A 15,579-nucleotide genomic window follows, 5' to 3' on the forward strand; every position below is an offset into this window, starting at 1 on the left:
TTTATCATTCCCTTAAACATTGCCTGAGGAATTCTCAAAATTGAATGCTGTCTGCTGCTAACCAGCCCGACGCAACCGTTTTCCTTGTGCGCTTCTCATGCTATTCTCTGTGCCCTTCAAAACCTGTCCGCCTGGTCAGGTGTGTTTTCATTCACAGGAGTTGACCGCATGTCGTCGAATGCCGCCCCGGCCCGCATCGCTGTTGTTATGGGTTCTAAAAGTGACTGGTCCACCATGCAGTTCGCTGCGGAAATCCTCTCCAGCCTGGACGTGCCCTTCCATGTGGAAGTGGTTTCAGCGCACCGTACCCCAGACAAGCTGTTTAGCTTTGCCGAAACGGCCGCAGATAACGGCTTTCAGGTCATTATTGCCGGTGCCGGTGGCGCTGCGCACCTGCCTGGCATGCTGGCGGCAAAAACGCTGCTGCCGGTGCTGGGCGTGCCGGTACAGAGCGCGGCACTGAGCGGCGTCGACAGCCTCTACTCTATTGTGCAAATGCCGCGCGGCATCCCGGTGGGTACGCTGGCGATTGGTAAAGCCGGTGCCGCTAATGCGGCATTGCTGGCTGCGCAGATTCTGGCGATTCATGACGACGCACTGGCGTCACGTCTGGCCAACTGGCGTCAGGCGCAGACCGATGAGGTGCTGGCTAACCCGGACCCGCGGGAGGAAGCATGAAGCCGGTTTGTGTACTGGGTAATGGTCAGCTTGGCCGCATGTTACGCCAGGCGGGCGAGCCGATGGGCATTGCTGTGCATCCGGTGGGCCTGGATGCCGATCCCGCCGCCCTGCCTATAGCAGAAAGCGTGATTACCGCCGAGATCGAACGCTGGCCGGAAACGGCACTGACGCGTGAACTGGCGTCTCATTCAGCCTTTGTGAACCGGGATATTTTCCCGCGTCTGGCCGATCGCCTGACGCAAAAACAACTGCTGGACCAGCTCAATCTGGCCACCGCGCCCTGGCAACTGCTGGCAGACAAGAGCGAATGGCCCGCCGTTTTCAGTCGTCTGGGTGAGTTGGCGATTGTTAAACGTCGCACCGGTGGCTATGACGGCCGCGGTCAGTGGCGATTACGCGCCAACGAAACAGCGACCTTACCCGACGACTGCTACGGCGAGTGCATCGTCGAGCAGGGCATTAACTTCTCAGGTGAAGTGTCGCTGGTCGGCGCGCGCGGTCACGATGGCAGCACCGTATTTTATCCCCTGACACATAATCTCCATGAAGACGGCATTCTGCGCACCAGTGTCGCCTTCCCGCAGGCGGATGCGCTACAGCAGCAACAGGCTGAAGCGATGCTGAGCGCTATCCTGCACGAGCTGAACTATGTTGGCGTGATGGCAATGGAATGTTTTGTCACACCGCAGGGGTTGCTGATCAATGAACTGGCTCCCAGAGTGCACAACAGCGGACACTGGACGCAGAATGGCGCATCAATCAGCCAGTTTGAACTGCACCTGCGTGCGATTCTGAATCTGGCCTTACCCCAGCCGGTGGTGATTGCGCCCTCGGTGATGGTCAATCTGATTGGCACTGCCCTCAATCCAGACTGGCTACAGCAGCCGCTTGTGCATTTGCACTGGTACGACAAAGCGGTGCGGGAAGGACGTAAGGTAGGTCATCTCAACCTTACCGACAGCGATCACTCCCGACTGAAAGCCGCGCTGCATGCGTTGCTGCCCCTGCTGCCTGCTGAATACGCCAGCGGTCTTCACTGGGCCACAGCCAGGCTGTAAGGACGATAATCGCCGTGCGCCGCATGAGTGCGCACGGCGTTTTTATGCGGCGTCGAATTTCCTGAACAACGCGTTGCCTTTCAGCAAACGTACGCCCAGCCAGCCCCCGCACAGCGACAGTAACAACGCGCCACACAAGGGCAAGGCCAGCCACAAGGTCCAGTCGGGCTGCCACGGGAAATCAAAGATTTTACGCTGTAATCCCCATAACGCCGCTTCGGCACCCACCGCCGCTGCCACGCCAGAGACCACGCCAATCAGCGCAAATTCCCACCACAATGTCGTGCGCAACAGGCGCTTGCCGGCCCCCAGCGTGCGGTACACGACCAGTTCCTGACGGCGCTGGCGCATGCCCACCTGAATCTGAGCCATCAGCAGCAATATGCCGCAGGCGGTCACCAGCACCACCATAATTTCCAGCGCCTGACTGACCTGCGTCAGCACCTGGCCGATCTGACGCATAATGCTGCCAATATCCAGCAGGCTCAGGGCCGGAAACTCGCGGTTGAGCTGCGCCAGTAGCCTGGGGTTGTTATCCAACCGGAAGCTGGTGAGCCAGGTCAACGGCTGGCTGTCGAGCGCGCCCGGCGGAAAGATAAAGAAGAAATTGGGCCGCAGACTTTCCCAGTCGACTTTACGCAGGCTGGTGATTTTGGCACTGAGCTGTTGCGTATCCCCCTCAAAGGTTAAGCTGTCCCCCAGCGTTACACCGAGCCGTTCCGCCAGGTCGACCTCCATCGATACTTCGCCCGCTTTCGGCGGCCAGCTGCCCGCCACCAGCGGATTATGCTGTGGGATAGCCGCCAGCGAGGTCAGGTTCAGCTCGCGGTTAAGCGCGTTATCCCGTTCAGGATCGGCCGCTTTGCCATTTAGTTCGCTGAGGCGCATGCGGGCAATCGGATAAAAGGTTTCCGGTTTCACCTGATGCGCCTGCAGGAAGTCACGTACCTGCGGCACCTGATCGGCCGTCATATTGAGCAGGAAAAAGTTTGGGCTGTCGGCGGGCAACTGCTGTTGCCAGCGATCCAGCAGATCGCCACGCATCACCAGCAACAGCGCCAGCAGCATAAACGACAGGGAAAACGCGGCCAACTGGCTCAGCGTCATGGCGGGCTGTCGCAGCAGGCGATTAATTGCCAACCGCAGCGCCAGACTTCGCACCGTCAGACGGCGCAGAAGCAGTAACGCGCCCCAGCCAAGCAGCGCCAGCAGGCCCGCCAGTATCACCACCCCCGCCAGCAGCGCCCACAGCATTTTACTGCCGCCGACCAGCGCAGCCAGTAGCGCCACCACCACGGCCCCCATCGCCGGTAAATATATTTTCAGCGGCCAGACGGTGGCAACGGCATCACGCCGTAATACGCGTAAAGGCTGAGTCGCCAGCAACAGGCGGTAAGGACGTAATCCCACCAGCAGGGAAATCACAAACAGCGATCCGACGGCCCACACCCACGGCCACAGGCTGGCGTCAGGTAAGGATGCTGGCAGAACGGGTTTGAGCATCGCCATCAACAGGGCTTCGACCGCCAGTCCCACCGCGCCGCCCGCCACGGCTGCCAGCAGTAATACCGCCAGCCACTGACCGATAATCAGCTTTTGCAACACGCCGCGCGTGGCGCCCAGAGTTTTCAGCACCGCCACCAGATCATACCGGCTACGGCAATAATGACTCATCGCCACCGCCACAGCCGCAATCGCCAGCATCAGCGTTAACAACGCCGACAACAGTAAAAACTGCTGCGCGCGCTGCATCGAACGCCCCAAGGCATCTTCGGAATTCTCGATACTGATCCAGCGTTGGCCGGTTTTAATTTGTGGCGTTATCCAGCGATCGTAATTTTCCAGCTGCTGCGGGTTGCCAGAAAACTTATAGCGCCAGGTAATGCGGCTGCCGGGCTGGATCGCCCCGGTCTTATCGGCATCGGCCAGGTTAATCAGTAAACGCGGTGCCATCTCAAACGGATTGAAACCGCCATCCGGCTCCTGAATCACCTCTCCGGCAATGCGCAGCGTCGTGTCGCCGACATCAAGTTGATCGCCCACTTTCAGATTGAGCAGCGCCATTAAGCGCGGGGCGGCCAGCGCAGTGCCGGGCTGGGGCTTTACGCCTGGCGGACGGGTTTGCAATTCACCAAACATCGGATAGTGGTTATCCACGGCCTTCACCGACGCCAGCTGCGGCGTCTGGTCAGCAAACGTCATGGTCATAAAACTCAGCTGACGGCTGACCGATAATCTCGTTTCCTGCGCTTTCGCCAGCCAGTCAGGCGGGGCCGCCGTGCTGGTACGCAGGGTACGATCGCCCGCCATAAAGTCGCGGCTCTGCTGACTCAGCCCCTTTTCCATGCGGTCGCTGATCGATCCCAGCGCCAGCACGCAAGCCACTGCCAGCGTTAGCGCCAGCCAGACGATTAACAATGAGGGCGAACGCCACTCACGCCAGAACCAGCGCCAGATCATTGCGCCTCCCACAGTTTACCGTCACGCAGACGCAAGCGCCGGTTGCAGCGCGCCGCCAGCTGCTCGTCATGGGTAACCAGAATTAACGTCGTGGCAAAATCGCGGTTCAGGGAAAACAGCAGGTCGACAATACGATCGCCGGTTTTACGATCCAGATTTCCCGTGGGTTCATCGGCAAACAGCAGTCCGGGACGACCACTGAATGCCCGGGCAAGTGCGACGCGTTGCTGTTCGCCACCAGATAACTGTGCAGGCAGATGCTGCAAACGCTCGCCAAGGCCTAACTGTGTGAGCAACTCTCGTGCCTGGTCGCGGCTCTGGCGGTCGCTCTCACCGCGCAGCAGCGCAGGCAACTGGACGTTTTCCAGCGCATTTAACGTCGGCACCAGCATAAAAGACTGGAACACAAATCCCACCTGCTGCGCTCGTAAGGCTGCCCGCTGCTCTTCATTCATTTTATGCAACGGCTGGCCTAGCAGATGCACCTCGCCGTCGCTGCCGTCATCCAGACCGGCCAGAATACCTAACAGCGTGGATTTACCCGATCCCGACTCGCCAATCAGGGCGATTGTTTCAGCTGGTTTGACAACTAACTCAACTCCGGTAAGGATGGTTAACTGATGCTCTCCCTGACCCACGGACTTAGTAAGATGATGAACTTCAAGAATGTTTTCCGCTGGCATTATCCTTTCCTGTTATTGTGCTGTCTGTTGGTGTCCCGTCTTGCTGCGGCCGATACGTTGCTGGTACTGGGTGACAGCCTGAGCGCAGGCTATCAGATGTCGGCCAGTAAAGCCTGGCCCAGCCTGCTCGATAAAACCTGGCAGCAGCAGCCCAGAGTGATTAATGCCAGTATTAGCGGCGATACCGCCGCACAAGGACTGGCGCGCTTACCTGCCCTATTAAAACAGCATCAACCGCAGTGGGTGTTAATCGAATTGGGCGGTAACGACGGCTTACGTGGCTTTCCCCCGAAGGATATTGCACAAACATTAGGTACAGTTATTGAGCAGGTCAAAGCCGCCAGGGCTAAACCGATTCTGATGCAGATCCGTTTACCGGCTAACTATGGCCGTCGCTATACGGATGCGTTCAGCGCGATTTATCCGCAACTGGCGAAACAGCATGACATTCCTTTACTGCCCTTTTTTATGGAGCAGGTTTATTTAAAACCCGAATGGATGCAGCAGGATGGTATTCATCCCAATCCTGATGCCCAACCCTTTATCGCCGGACTGATGGCGAAAGAACTGACCCCATTAGTTAAGCAGTAGTTGTGCAAAAAAGGTAACACATGCAAAAAACCATTTTGATCACGGGCTGTTCGAGCGGCATTGGCCTGGTGGCGGCTAATGATCTGCTGGCGCGCGGTTATCACGTCATTGCGGCCTGCCGTAAAGCTGAAGATGTGGCGCGAATGCAAAGCCTGGGCTTTACCGGGCTGCTGTTGGATCTGGACGATCCTGACAGCGTTGACCGCGCCGCCGATGAGGTTTTGGCGCTCACCGATAACCGGCTGTTTGCCCTGTTCAACAACGCCGGCTTTGGTACCTATGGTCCGTTAAACACCATTACGCGTCAGCAATTCGAACAGCAGTTTTCCAGTAATGTGTTTGGCACCCATCAGCTTACTGTGCGGCTGCTCCCTGCTTTGAAGGCGTTTGGCAATGCCCGCATCATTAATACCAGTTCGGTGCTGGGCTTGATTTCCACGCCGGGGCGTGGCGTTTATGCTGCCAGTAAATACGCGTTGGAAGCCTGGAGCGATGCATTACGCATGGAACTGCATACCAGCGGCGTGCGCGTCAGCCTGATTGAACCGGGTCCAATCCAGAGCCGCTTCACGGATAATGTGACGCAGGGCGAGCAGGATAATCCGGTGCTGAATCCCGGTCTGGCGGCGCGATTTACGCTGCCGCCTGAAGCCATTTTACCTAAGCTGCGCCATGCGCTCGAAAGCAAACATCCACGTTTACGTTATCCGGTGACGCTGGTCGCACACGCGATGGGCCTGTTGAAACGCCTGCTGCCAGGCTGGATACTGGATCGCATAATTCGCAGTCAGTAAAGGTATTGCGCGAATACAACTTGAAGCAGGGGCGGTCGGCCCCATATTCTTTAAACATTTTCTGCAAAGAGACTTAGTCATGTCACCACACGCTTCGATTATCGACATTAACGAATCCAACCTGCAACAGACCCTTGAGCAGTCAATGCAGATACCGGTGCTGTTCTACTTTTGGTCGGATCGCAGCCAACATTGCCAGGAACTGACGCCTGTGCTGGAACGGCTGGCTCAGGAATATGCGGGCCAGTTTATCCTTGCCAAACTGGACTGTGACAAAGAACAAAGGGTGGCGTCCCAATTTGGGTTGCGCTCCATCCCCACGGTTTACCTGTTCCAGAACGGCCAGCCTGTTGACGGTTTCCAGGGACCACAGCCGGAAGACGCCGTGCGCGCACTGCTGGAAAAAGTGCTGCCGCGCGAAGAAGAGTTAAAAGCCCAGCAGGCCATGGCGCTGATGCAGGAAGGCAAACCGCTGGACGCATTACCTCTGCTAAAAGAGGCCTGGCAGCTTAGCAACAAAGACAGCGAAATCGGTTTTCTGCTGGCAGAGGTGCTGATTACCCTTAACCGCAGTGATGAGGCTGAAACGGTACTCAACGCCGTGCCGTTGCAGGATCAGGACACCCGTTATCAGAGCCTGATCGCCCAGATCGATTTACTGAAACAGGCGGCTGACACACCCGAAATTCAGCAACTGCAATCCCAACTGGAAACTGACCCGGAAAACGCCGAACTGGCGACCAAACTGTCGCTGCAACTGCATCAGGTCGGTCGTAATGAAGAAGCACTGGAACTGCTGTTTAACGTCATTAAGCGTGATCTGAACGCCGCTGACGGCCAGGCGCGTAAAATGTTGCAGGAGATTCTGGCGGCATTAGGCACGGGCGATGCGCTTGCCGCACGCTATCGCCGTCAGCTTTATTCCCTGCTTTACTGATGTAAGCAGAAAACGGGCCGAACGATTTGGCCCGTTCATCTGACAACCTGGAGGTTATATGCTCACCGTCATTCCTGTACTTATCCTGGTCGCCCTGGTCACCGTCTGGTCCGGCGTGAAAATTGTTCCACAAGGCTATCAGTGGACAGTCGAACGCTTTGGCCGTTATACCCGCACGCTTCAGCCCGGCCTTAGCCTTGTTGTTCCCTTTATGGATCGCGTCGGCCATAAGATTAATATGATGGAACGGGTGCTGGATATTCCCTCTCAGGAGATCATCTCCAAAGACAATGCCAACGTCACCATTGATGCCGTCTGTTTTGTGCAGGCTATCGATCCGGCGCGGGCAGCCTATGAAGTCAGCAATCTGGAACTGGCGATCCTTAACCTCACTATGACCAATATGCGTACCGTGCTGGGCAGCATGGAGCTGGATGAAATGCTGTCTCAACGTGACAGTATCAATACCCGCTTACTGCATATTGTTGACGAAGCCACCAATCCGTGGGGCGTGAAGATCACCCGAATCGAAATTCGTGATGTCCGCCCACCACAGGAACTGATTGGTGCCATGAACGCGCAGATGAAGGCGGAGCGGACCAAACGTGCCGATATTCTGACGGCGGAAGGCGTGCGTCAGGCCGAAATTTTACGCGCAGAAGGTGAAAAGCAGGCACAGATACTGAAAGCCGAAGGGGAGCGGACCTCCGCCTTCCTGCAAGCTGAAGCGCGCGAACGCCAGGCTGAAGCGGAGGCTCGCGCCACGAAGATGGTGTCAGAAGCCATTGCCGCTGGCGATATTCAGGCGGTGAATTATTTTGTGGCGCAGAAATACACGGATGCGCTGCAAAAAATTGGTGAATCCAGCAACAGTAAAGTCGTCATGATGCCGCTGGAAGCCAGCAGCCTGCTGGGTGCGATTGGTGGTATCAGTGAGCTGTTAAAAGAAACCCGCAACGAGTCGAAACGCTGATGGTGAGCGAGATCGTCGCACATCCGCACTGGTTCTGGCTGACGCTGGGCGGGTTATTACTGGCGGCAGAAATGCTCGGCACAAACGGCTATTTGCTCTGGAGCGGGCTGGCCGCCATGCTGGTCGGCATCACGGAATGGTTTTTGCCGCTGAGCTGGACCGCACAGGGCTGTCTGTTTGCCGCGTTGACGCTGGCCAGTGTATTTATCTGGCATCGCGTGATGCGTTACCGTGAGCGTAACCAGCAGCCAAACTCACTTAACCAGCGCGGCAACCAGATGATCGGCCTGCAGCTAACCCTGGACAGCGCGTTGCAAAATGGCATTGGTCATGTTCGCATCGGTGACAGCAGTTGGCGTGTTCAGGCAGACCAGAATTTGCCAGCAGGCGCGCTGGTCGAGGTCGTCGCGGTGGAAGGGATCACCCTGCGCATTCAGTCACGCTTGCCGCCAACCTGACTGCAGCAGCCTGCCAGGTTATTAATGATGGGGCAGTCAGCGCTGTCGTTGCCCGGACACGCCGCCGCCAGCGCCAGCAGCCGAGCGCGCATGGCGTGCAGCTCTTCAATATGTGCAGCAATTTCATCGGATTTTTGCAACGTGCGGGCTTTCACATCCGCGCTGTGGCGATCGGGATCGTTAAACAGCCCGACCAGCTCGCGGCACTCATCCAGGGTAAAACCCACCTGGCGTGCCTGCCGCAATAAATTCAGTTCATCAAGATGGTGCGAATTATAATGCCGGTAGCCGTTATCGCCGCGTAATGGTGGCGTTACCACGCCCTTTTCTTCATAGAAACGGATGGCCTTGCTGGTTAATCCGGTCTTTTTTGCCACGGCACTAATGTTCATAACAGTTTTCCTGACCTTCCCCTTAACAGGGGGATTCTAAAAAGCACAGCCCGCGAGCTGCCGGGCTAAATCAGTATTTCATTATACTTCACTCAACCCCGGATTTACCGTTTTGCCCCGAGAACCGGCTCAGCAAGGGCAGTTCATAAAGAAAATTATAGCTCACCGTGCCGAGTAAAACGGGCTATGTCTTTGTATTAGAAGCCATGCGAAAGCTTCAGCATCGCTCAACTTTTAGTTTCAATAAACGTGAATGAAGCATAACCACCTTATACCAGCTCAAATTCTGGACCGCCTTTCATTTCGACATCAACCCACTAAAATATAAGAATAAAAACCTTGTCGATACGGAAAAATCCGATAAAATACCGCCGATTTGTAACAAATAACTATTCCTAAAAAATATAAAGGGGATTGGATTATGGCGTTAGTCAGCTGTCCAGAATGTCATAAGGAAGTGAGTGATTCAGCATTACGTTGTCCATCATGTGCAAAGCAGCTTAAAAAGCCGCGTCGTTCTTTTTTTGGCAAAATGGTTAAGTGGGTTTTCATCCTGTTTAACATTTTCATGGCCTATTGCCTTTTCGCGGGATTAGGTGGAAGTGGCGATGTGATAAATAACGCAGCTTCCGATGCAGAAAAAGCCGGTGCCGCGGTTGGCGCTGGTTTAGGTTTAATGGTGATTGGCACCTTTTGGGTTATTGGCGACATAATTATCGGGACGCTTGTCTTCTTCACTCGCCCCAAGAGATGATTAACCTACACTGCGCGCCTGCGCGTTGTTGCTCGAAACAAAGCTTCGCTTGCGGTGAAGCTTCTGCAAAAGGCGCGTGGCGGCAAGCTATCCAGCTACAGCTTTCCCTCAGAAAGCGTTTACTGACTCAGGCCTGATGAAAGTTATAAAAGCCCTGCTTATTAAGCGGGGCTTTTTCGTTATGGAATCCCCACGAGTGCCGACGCGCGAGTCGCGGTATTCCAGCTGTGATTAAAATTTATTAATTCAGTCATTCAGCATTTGACCTTCCCCTTGATGGAAGGTTTAACCTGAGCCACATTCATATCTGAACGAGCACCCCCGTACCTCTGACAAAGGAGTCAACCATGTCAAACACGATTGTTCTGGCGCTGGACGGATTGTCCTGCGGCCACTGCGTAAAACGCGTCAAGGAAGCGCTCGAAGGGCGCGACGATGTCGAGCAGGCTGAGGTTACACAGCAGGAAGCCAGCGTGTCGGGCTATGCAGAGGCGACAGCCCTGATCGCCACCGTTGAACAGGCGGGCTACCATGCAACATTAAAAGCTGCGGGCACCCGCCCAAAGCCTGAGCCGTTGACAGCAGCAGAGCCGCCGCCGGAGGCGCTGACAACGGAGTCCCCTTCTCTTCCGGCAACCGAAAACCTGGCCGCTCACGTGCTGCTCATCGAGGGGATGAGCTGTGCCAGCTGCGTCAGCCGGGTAGAGAAAGCCCTTGAGCAGGTCAGTGGCGTGCAGCAGGCCCGGGTGAATCTGGCCGAGCGCAGTGCGCTGGTGATGGGTAACGTTGAACCCCATCAGCTGGTCGCCGCCGTGGATGCAGCCGGCTACGGGGCTGAAGTGGTCGACGACGAACAGCAACGCCGCGAGAAGCAGCAGCGCAGCGCCCGACGTGCCATGCAACGCTTTAGCTGGCAGGCAGGTATCGCATTGTTGTTTGGCGTGCCGCTGATGATCTGGGGCATGCTGGGCGACAATATGATGCTCACTGCGGATAATCACACCACCTGGCGGGTGCTCGGCATCGCAACGCTACTGGTGATGGTGGCCGCAGGCGGTCACTTCTATCGCAGCGCCTGGCGCAGCCTGGTTAACCGCAGCGCAACGATGGATACCTTAGTGGCGCTCGGCACGGCCGCCGCCTGGATTTACTCCTTCAGCGTGGTGATCTGGCCTGATTTTTTCCCGCAGCAGGCGCGCCATCTCTACTTTGAAGCCAGCGTGATGATTCTCGGCCTGATCAATCTGGGTCATGCGCTTGAGCAACGTGCACGTCAGCGCTCATCCCGAGCCCTGGAGCGCCTGCTCGATCTGACACCGGATCAGGCCAGAGTGATAACAGACCAGGGGGAAACCCTGATGCCGGTCAGTGCGGTACAACCCGGTATGACTCTGCGGCTGGTGGCGGGCGATCGCGTACCCGTCGATGGCGAAGTGCAGGAGGGCGAGGCCTGGTGCGACGAGGCAATGCTCACCGGTGAGGCGGTGCCGCAAAGTAAAACGCAGGGCGATAGCCTGTTTGCCGGCACGCTGGTGCAGGACGGAACGGTGCGCTTTATTGCCCGCGCAACCGGCGGCAACACCACGCTGGCGCGCATTATTCAGTTAGTGCGTAAGGCCCAAAGCAGTAAGCCGGATGTGGGCCGTCTGGCCGATCGTATCTCTGCCGTGTTCGTGCCGGTGGTCGTGCTTATCGCTCTGCTCAGCGCCGCGATCTGGTATATCGCGGGGCCAGCGCCACAAATGGCTTATGCTCTGGTCGTGGCGACCACGGTACTGATTATTGCCTGTCCCTGTGCGCTGGGCCTGGCCACGCCGATGTCGATCATCGCCGGTACCGGACGCGCCGCCGAATATGGTGTGCTGGTGCGCGATGCGGATGCACTGCAGCGCGCCAGCCATATTGATACGCTGGTGTTTGATAAAACCGGAACGCTGACCAGAGGCACGCCGCAGGTCACCGACGTGGTGAACTGGAACGGCAGTACGCGTCAATCGGTCCTGTCTGCGGCGGCAGCGCTAGAGCAGATGTCGGGTCATCCGTTGGCGAAAGCGATCCTTGCAGAAACAGGGGAGGCTGTTCGAGCCGATATTGCGCAATTTCGTACAATACGCGGCAAAGGCGTAAGCGGCATACTGGACAACAGGACGCTATTACTCGGCAATGTCAGCCTGCTGACTGCGCACGGCGTGGATTGCCAACCGGCTCTGGCAGAGATTGACAGACTCACCCGGCAAGGCGCGACGCCGGTATTGCTGGCAGAAGATGGGCAGCTTACGGGACTGATTGGCTTGCGTGATACGCTGCGGTCCGAGGCAAAAGCGGCCTTGCAGAGGCTGCATCATGCGGGCTACCGACTGATTATGTTGACCGGGGATCATGAAAATACGGCCCAGGTTATTGCTCATGAGGCCGGTATTGATGAGGTGATTGCTGGCGTGCTGCCCGAAAGCAAAGCCGATGCGATTAGCCAGTTGCAACAGCAAGGGCAACGCGTCGCGATGGTGGGCGATGGCATTAATGATGCCCCGGCGCTGGCGCAGGCTGATGTCGGTATTGCGATGGGCGGCGGCAGCGACGTAGCTGTGGAAACCGCAGCAATTACCCTGATGCGAGCCGATCTGCATGGCGTAGTCGATGCCTTGAAAATTGCCTCCGCCACTCTGTGCAATATCCGGCAGAACCTGTTTGGTGCGTTTATCTATAACATTATCGGCATTCCCTTGGCAGCGGGCGTGCTCTTTCCCTTTACTGGCCTGCTGCTCAGCCCGGTGTTTGCCGGGGCAGCGATGGCGCTGTCGTCCATCACCGTGGTGAGTAATGCTAACCGCCTGCTGCGCTATAAGCCCCGCGTTTAGCAATAACTGCCCTGCTCTGTCTTTCGTGACGCGATCCCGCTAGCATGGTTTCTTTAACACAGTGAAGGACAGGGAATGACAGCGCGCCTTTTGCAACGTTTACGTAACTGGATTAACCCGCTTTTCCCTACCAGTTATCGTTGGCCAGCCGTAGATATTCAGTCTGGCGAATGCCGGTTTCATCTGGTGGGAAGCATTCATATGGGCACTCGTGACATGCAGCCCCTGCCGGTCCGGCTGCTACAGCAGTTACAAAAAGCCGACGCGCTGGTTGTTGAGGCGGATATTACTCAGGGAGGATCGCCGTTCGAAAACACGGAGGAACGTCCGCCACTGACCGCCAGAATGGATGATGAGGCGCTGGCGAAGCTTGAAACACTGTGTAATGAAACCGGTTTATCCCTGAGCCGGTTCGATACGTTACCGGCCTGGCAAATTGCCCTGATGTTACAGGCGCAGCAGGCGCAGCGGCTGGGTTTGCGTCCTGATTACGGCATTGATTATCAGCTACTGCAGGCGGCGCGGGCGATGGATAAACCCGTGATTGAACTGGAAGGTGCGCAGGCACAAATCACCCTGCTGAAATCATTACCTGACGACGGCATGGCGCTGCTGGCAGATACGCTCACCCATTGGCACACTAACGCGCGCATGTTGCAAACGATGGTGAGTTGGTGGCTGGAAAGCCCGCCGCGCGAGCCGAAAATTGCTCTGCCTGCGACCTTCAGTCAGACACTGAACGACACGCTGATTAGCCAGCGTAACAGCCAGTGGTGCGATTATTTACGCACTCTGCCTGCTGGTCAGTACGTGGTAGCGGTCGGAGCACTGCATTTATACGGCGAGAACAACCTGCCGGGCTTGATGCGCGCGGAATAAAACGCAGAAAAAAAGAGAGCCGACAGTCATATCGGCTCTTCAAAGAGGAATGTGTTAATGATTTTAGTTGTCGCCAACAACAGGATTGCTGGCGCGAGGCAATTCTCGCCTAAAGCACATTATTTCGCCACATTTATTGTTCAATAATACGTAATAAGATTTTTCCGAATAAGAGACTACAATGACGCCTGCGGTAAAAATGCTGGAAAAACAAAAAGTCAGCTTCACTTTGCATCCTTATGAACATGAAAGCAACGAAACCAGTTTTGGTGACGAAGCGGTCCGTAAGCTAAATCTGGATGCCCGGCAGGTGTACAAAACCTTGCTGGTGGCGCTGAATGGCGAGGCTAAACACCTTGCTGTGGCGGTCACGCCTGTCGCCACCCAGCTCGATCTCAAGAAGGTGGCAAAGGCGTTCAATGCCAAAAAAGCCGAGATGGCCGATCCCATACTGGCGCAGCGCATCACCGGTTATCTGGTGGGCGGCATCAGTCCGCTGGGGCAAAAAAAGCGGTTGCCAACGGTGATCGACAGCTCGGCTAACGACTTTGCCACGCTGTTTATTTCAGGCGGTAAGCGCGGGCTGGATATTGAATTGAGCCCACAGGATCTCTCCCGGCTGTTGGATGCCCCGTTAGCGGATATCGCCCGGCGCGATTAAGCCGGTGGCAGCGCACAGAGTTGATCGATCATCCAGCGCCCAGCGGGACCGGGCGGATTGCGGCGTGACCACACCACTTCGACGGCAATGCGCTGCGGCCATCCCGCTATTGGCAGTTCCCGCAGCACGCCGTGCCCGCACTGTTTCACCAGCCAGCGGGGTAAAATACTCCAGCCAAAACCCTGTTCCGCCATTTCCAGCAGCACATAATAGGTTTGCGCAGACCAGGCGCGCCCTTTCGGCGCGCTCTCACGTTTCGCTGTCCAGGTATTAAGACGAAGATGACGAAGCGGTTCAAGCTGACTTTCGTTTACCGAGGATTGTTGGGCCACGGGATGATCCCGATGCAGGTAAATACCTAACTCGGCATCGACCTGCAGCCGGGCGACCGCGATGTCGGCAGGAAGCGTCGGCTGGGCACGTATCACTCCAATGTGGGCCCGTCCCTCTTGCAACAGTTCCAGGACATCCGCATCTTCCGCCGCGATCCCTTCCAGCTCCACATCCGGGTAGTGCGCCTCAAACTGCTTCAGTAAACGCTGGTGGTAGTCGGTTTGCCAAAAGTCTGACACCGCCACGCTCAGCCGCGGCTCAACGCCTTCAGACAGCCGCGTTGCCAGCGCGTCCAGTCGCTCACTGGCGGCAAGAATTTGCTGCACCTGAGGCAACACGCGTTGCCCCTGCTCGGTGAGCTGTGGCTGGCGACCGCGCCGGTCAAAGAGGGCAAAACCCAGATCTTCTTCCAGATTGACCACGGCCACACTGATGGTGGACTGACTTTTTTTCAGTGCACGAGCGGCGGCAGAAAACGATCCGCTGGCAACGGTCTGCACAAAAGCTTCCAGAGATTCCGGTGAATAACGCATGTAAACCATCGCTTTTATCGATAGATGATCATTTTATCTTAGCATTTTGTCGTGGGAGAATGTGCAACCTGAACAAAGGAGATCGAAATGCAAACCCGTTCAATCACAGAACGCATCGCACATGCCACCCTGTTTGAAGGCCTGGCCATCGTCACTATCGCCCCGCTGGCGGCATGGATTATGGATAAACCCCTGTTTCAAATGGGTGCGCTGGCGATCATGTTGTCTACGGTGGCGATGCTGTGGAATATGATTTACAACAGCGTGTTTGATCGGTTTTACCCGGCCGGGCAGAAACGCAGCGCCCTGCTTCGTATCCTGCACGCGCTGGGTTTTGAGGGCGGTTTTATCCTGATAGGTTTGCCATTGGCCGCCTGGATGCTGGAGATTTCGCTGTGGCAGGCCTTTTTGATCGAAGTGGCGTTTTTTCTGTTCTTTCTGCCCTACACCTTTGCCTACAACCTGGTCTGGGACAAGCTGCGTCCGCACTGGTTAGCCCGCAAATCCTGCCGCGTCTGATAAACAGCAGGGAGG

The 15,579-nt window shown here is 56.4% G+C and carries 16 protein-coding genes; 12 read left to right on the forward strand and 4 right to left on the reverse strand.

Annotated elements, in window-relative coordinates; translation table 11 throughout:
- Nucleotides 1–168: 168 nt before the first annotated feature.
- Both purE and purK read left to right on the forward strand, forming a co-directional pair.
- A complete protein-coding gene (purE, locus tag QNH99_RS16350; RefSeq protein ID WP_063878695.1) occupies nt 169–678 on the forward strand; it encodes a 5-(carboxyamino)imidazole ribonucleotide mutase in 510 nt (169 codons plus the stop codon).
- Nucleotides 675–1,739, forward strand: coding sequence for a 5-(carboxyamino)imidazole ribonucleotide synthase (gene purK / locus QNH99_RS16355; protein ID WP_109717125.1), 1,065 nt, complete (start codon nt 675–677; stop codon nt 1,737–1,739). The genes purE and purK overlap by 4 nt, the downstream gene beginning before the upstream one ends.
- 42 nt (nt 1,740–1,781) lie before the next feature.
- Here purK and ybbP read toward each other — a convergent pair whose 3' ends face one another.
- Together ybbP and ybbA are read right to left on the reverse strand one after the other, a co-directional pair.
- Entirely contained in the window at nt 1,782–4,199 is a 2,418-nt protein-coding gene (gene ybbP / locus QNH99_RS16360) for a putative ABC transporter permease subunit YbbP (protein WP_410516929.1), read from the reverse strand.
- Entirely contained in the window at nt 4,196–4,882 is a 687-nt protein-coding gene (ybbA, locus tag QNH99_RS16365) for a putative ABC transporter ATP-binding protein YbbA (RefSeq protein WP_063878692.1), read from the reverse strand. The genes ybbP and ybbA overlap by 4 nt, the downstream gene beginning before the upstream one ends.
- Here ybbA and tesA point away from each other — a divergent pair.
- The 5 genes from tesA (at nt 4,850) to QNH99_RS16390 (ending at nt 8,635) form a co-directional block, all read left to right on the forward strand.
- Complete coding sequence (gene tesA, locus QNH99_RS16370; protein ID WP_172823889.1) at nt 4,850–5,473, forward strand: multifunctional acyl-CoA thioesterase I/protease I/lysophospholipase L1; 624 nt, start codon at nt 4,850–4,852, stop codon at nt 5,471–5,473. The two genes, ybbA and tesA, sit on opposite strands and share 33 nt — an antisense overlap.
- A 20-nt stretch (nt 5,474–5,493) precedes the next feature.
- Nucleotides 5,494–6,267 carry an SDR family oxidoreductase gene (locus tag QNH99_RS16375; RefSeq protein WP_063878691.1) on the forward strand — a complete coding sequence of 258 codons (774 nt, stop codon included), beginning with the start codon at nt 5,494–5,496 and terminating at the stop codon, nt 6,265–6,267.
- Nucleotides 6,268–6,346: 79 nt separating this feature from the next.
- The gene (locus QNH99_RS16380; RefSeq protein ID WP_063878690.1) at nt 6,347–7,204 is read left to right on the forward strand and encodes a thioredoxin family protein; all 858 of its coding nucleotides are present in this window, start codon (nt 6,347–6,349) and stop codon (nt 7,202–7,204) included.
- Between the two features lie 58 nt (nt 7,205–7,262).
- On the forward strand, nt 7,263–8,177 hold the full coding sequence (locus QNH99_RS16385) for an SPFH domain-containing protein (protein ID WP_063878689.1): 915 nt from the start codon (nt 7,263–7,265) through the stop codon (nt 8,175–8,177).
- Complete coding sequence (locus QNH99_RS16390; RefSeq protein WP_410516930.1) at nt 8,177–8,635, forward strand: NfeD family protein; 459 nt, start codon at nt 8,177–8,179, stop codon at nt 8,633–8,635. The genes QNH99_RS16385 and QNH99_RS16390 overlap by 1 nt, the downstream gene beginning before the upstream one ends.
- On the opposite strand, the gene cueR is transcribed toward QNH99_RS16390, so the two are convergent.
- Complete coding sequence (gene cueR / locus QNH99_RS16395) at nt 8,611–9,027, reverse strand: Cu(I)-responsive transcriptional regulator (protein ID WP_410516931.1); 417 nt, start codon at nt 9,025–9,027, stop codon at nt 8,611–8,613. The genes QNH99_RS16390 and cueR overlap by 25 nt on opposite strands.
- Nucleotides 9,028–9,448: 421 nt before the next feature.
- On the opposite strand from cueR, the gene QNH99_RS16400 reads away from it, so the two are divergent.
- The 4 genes from QNH99_RS16400 (at nt 9,449) to ybaK (ending at nt 14,179) form a co-directional block, all read left to right on the forward strand.
- Nucleotides 9,449–9,781 (forward strand): hypothetical protein, encoded by a 333-nt coding sequence (locus tag QNH99_RS16400; RefSeq protein ID WP_109717122.1) that lies wholly within the window; start codon nt 9,449–9,451, stop codon nt 9,779–9,781.
- A gap of 347 nt (nt 9,782–10,128) precedes the next feature.
- On the forward strand, nt 10,129–12,639 hold the full coding sequence (copA, locus tag QNH99_RS16405) for a copper-exporting P-type ATPase CopA (protein ID WP_410516932.1): 2,511 nt from the start codon (nt 10,129–10,131) through the stop codon (nt 12,637–12,639).
- A 75-nt stretch (nt 12,640–12,714) separates the two neighbouring features.
- Complete coding sequence (locus QNH99_RS16410; protein WP_410516933.1) at nt 12,715–13,518, forward strand: TraB/GumN family protein; 804 nt, start codon at nt 12,715–12,717, stop codon at nt 13,516–13,518.
- 181 nt (nt 13,519–13,699) lie between these two features.
- On the forward strand, nt 13,700–14,179 hold the full coding sequence (gene ybaK, locus QNH99_RS16415) for a Cys-tRNA(Pro)/Cys-tRNA(Cys) deacylase YbaK (protein ID WP_410516934.1): 480 nt from the start codon (nt 13,700–13,702) through the stop codon (nt 14,177–14,179).
- Here ybaK and QNH99_RS16420 read toward each other — a convergent pair.
- On the reverse strand, nt 14,176–15,045 hold the full coding sequence (locus QNH99_RS16420; protein ID WP_063878683.1) for a LysR family transcriptional regulator: 870 nt from the start codon (nt 15,043–15,045) through the stop codon (nt 14,176–14,178). The genes ybaK and QNH99_RS16420 overlap by 4 nt on opposite strands.
- 87 nt (nt 15,046–15,132) lie before the next feature.
- On the opposite strand from QNH99_RS16420, the gene QNH99_RS16425 reads away from it, so the two are divergent.
- Nucleotides 15,133–15,564: a multidrug/biocide efflux PACE transporter gene (locus QNH99_RS16425; RefSeq protein WP_218995600.1), complete on the forward strand. Its 432-nt coding sequence runs from the start codon at nt 15,133–15,135 to the stop codon at nt 15,562–15,564.
- Nucleotides 15,565–15,579: the final 15 nt, after the last annotated feature.

The sequence above is a fragment of the Pantoea allii genome (genome assembly GCF_046529425.1).
Lineage (GTDB): Bacteria > Pseudomonadota > Gammaproteobacteria > Enterobacterales > Enterobacteriaceae > Pantoea > Pantoea allii.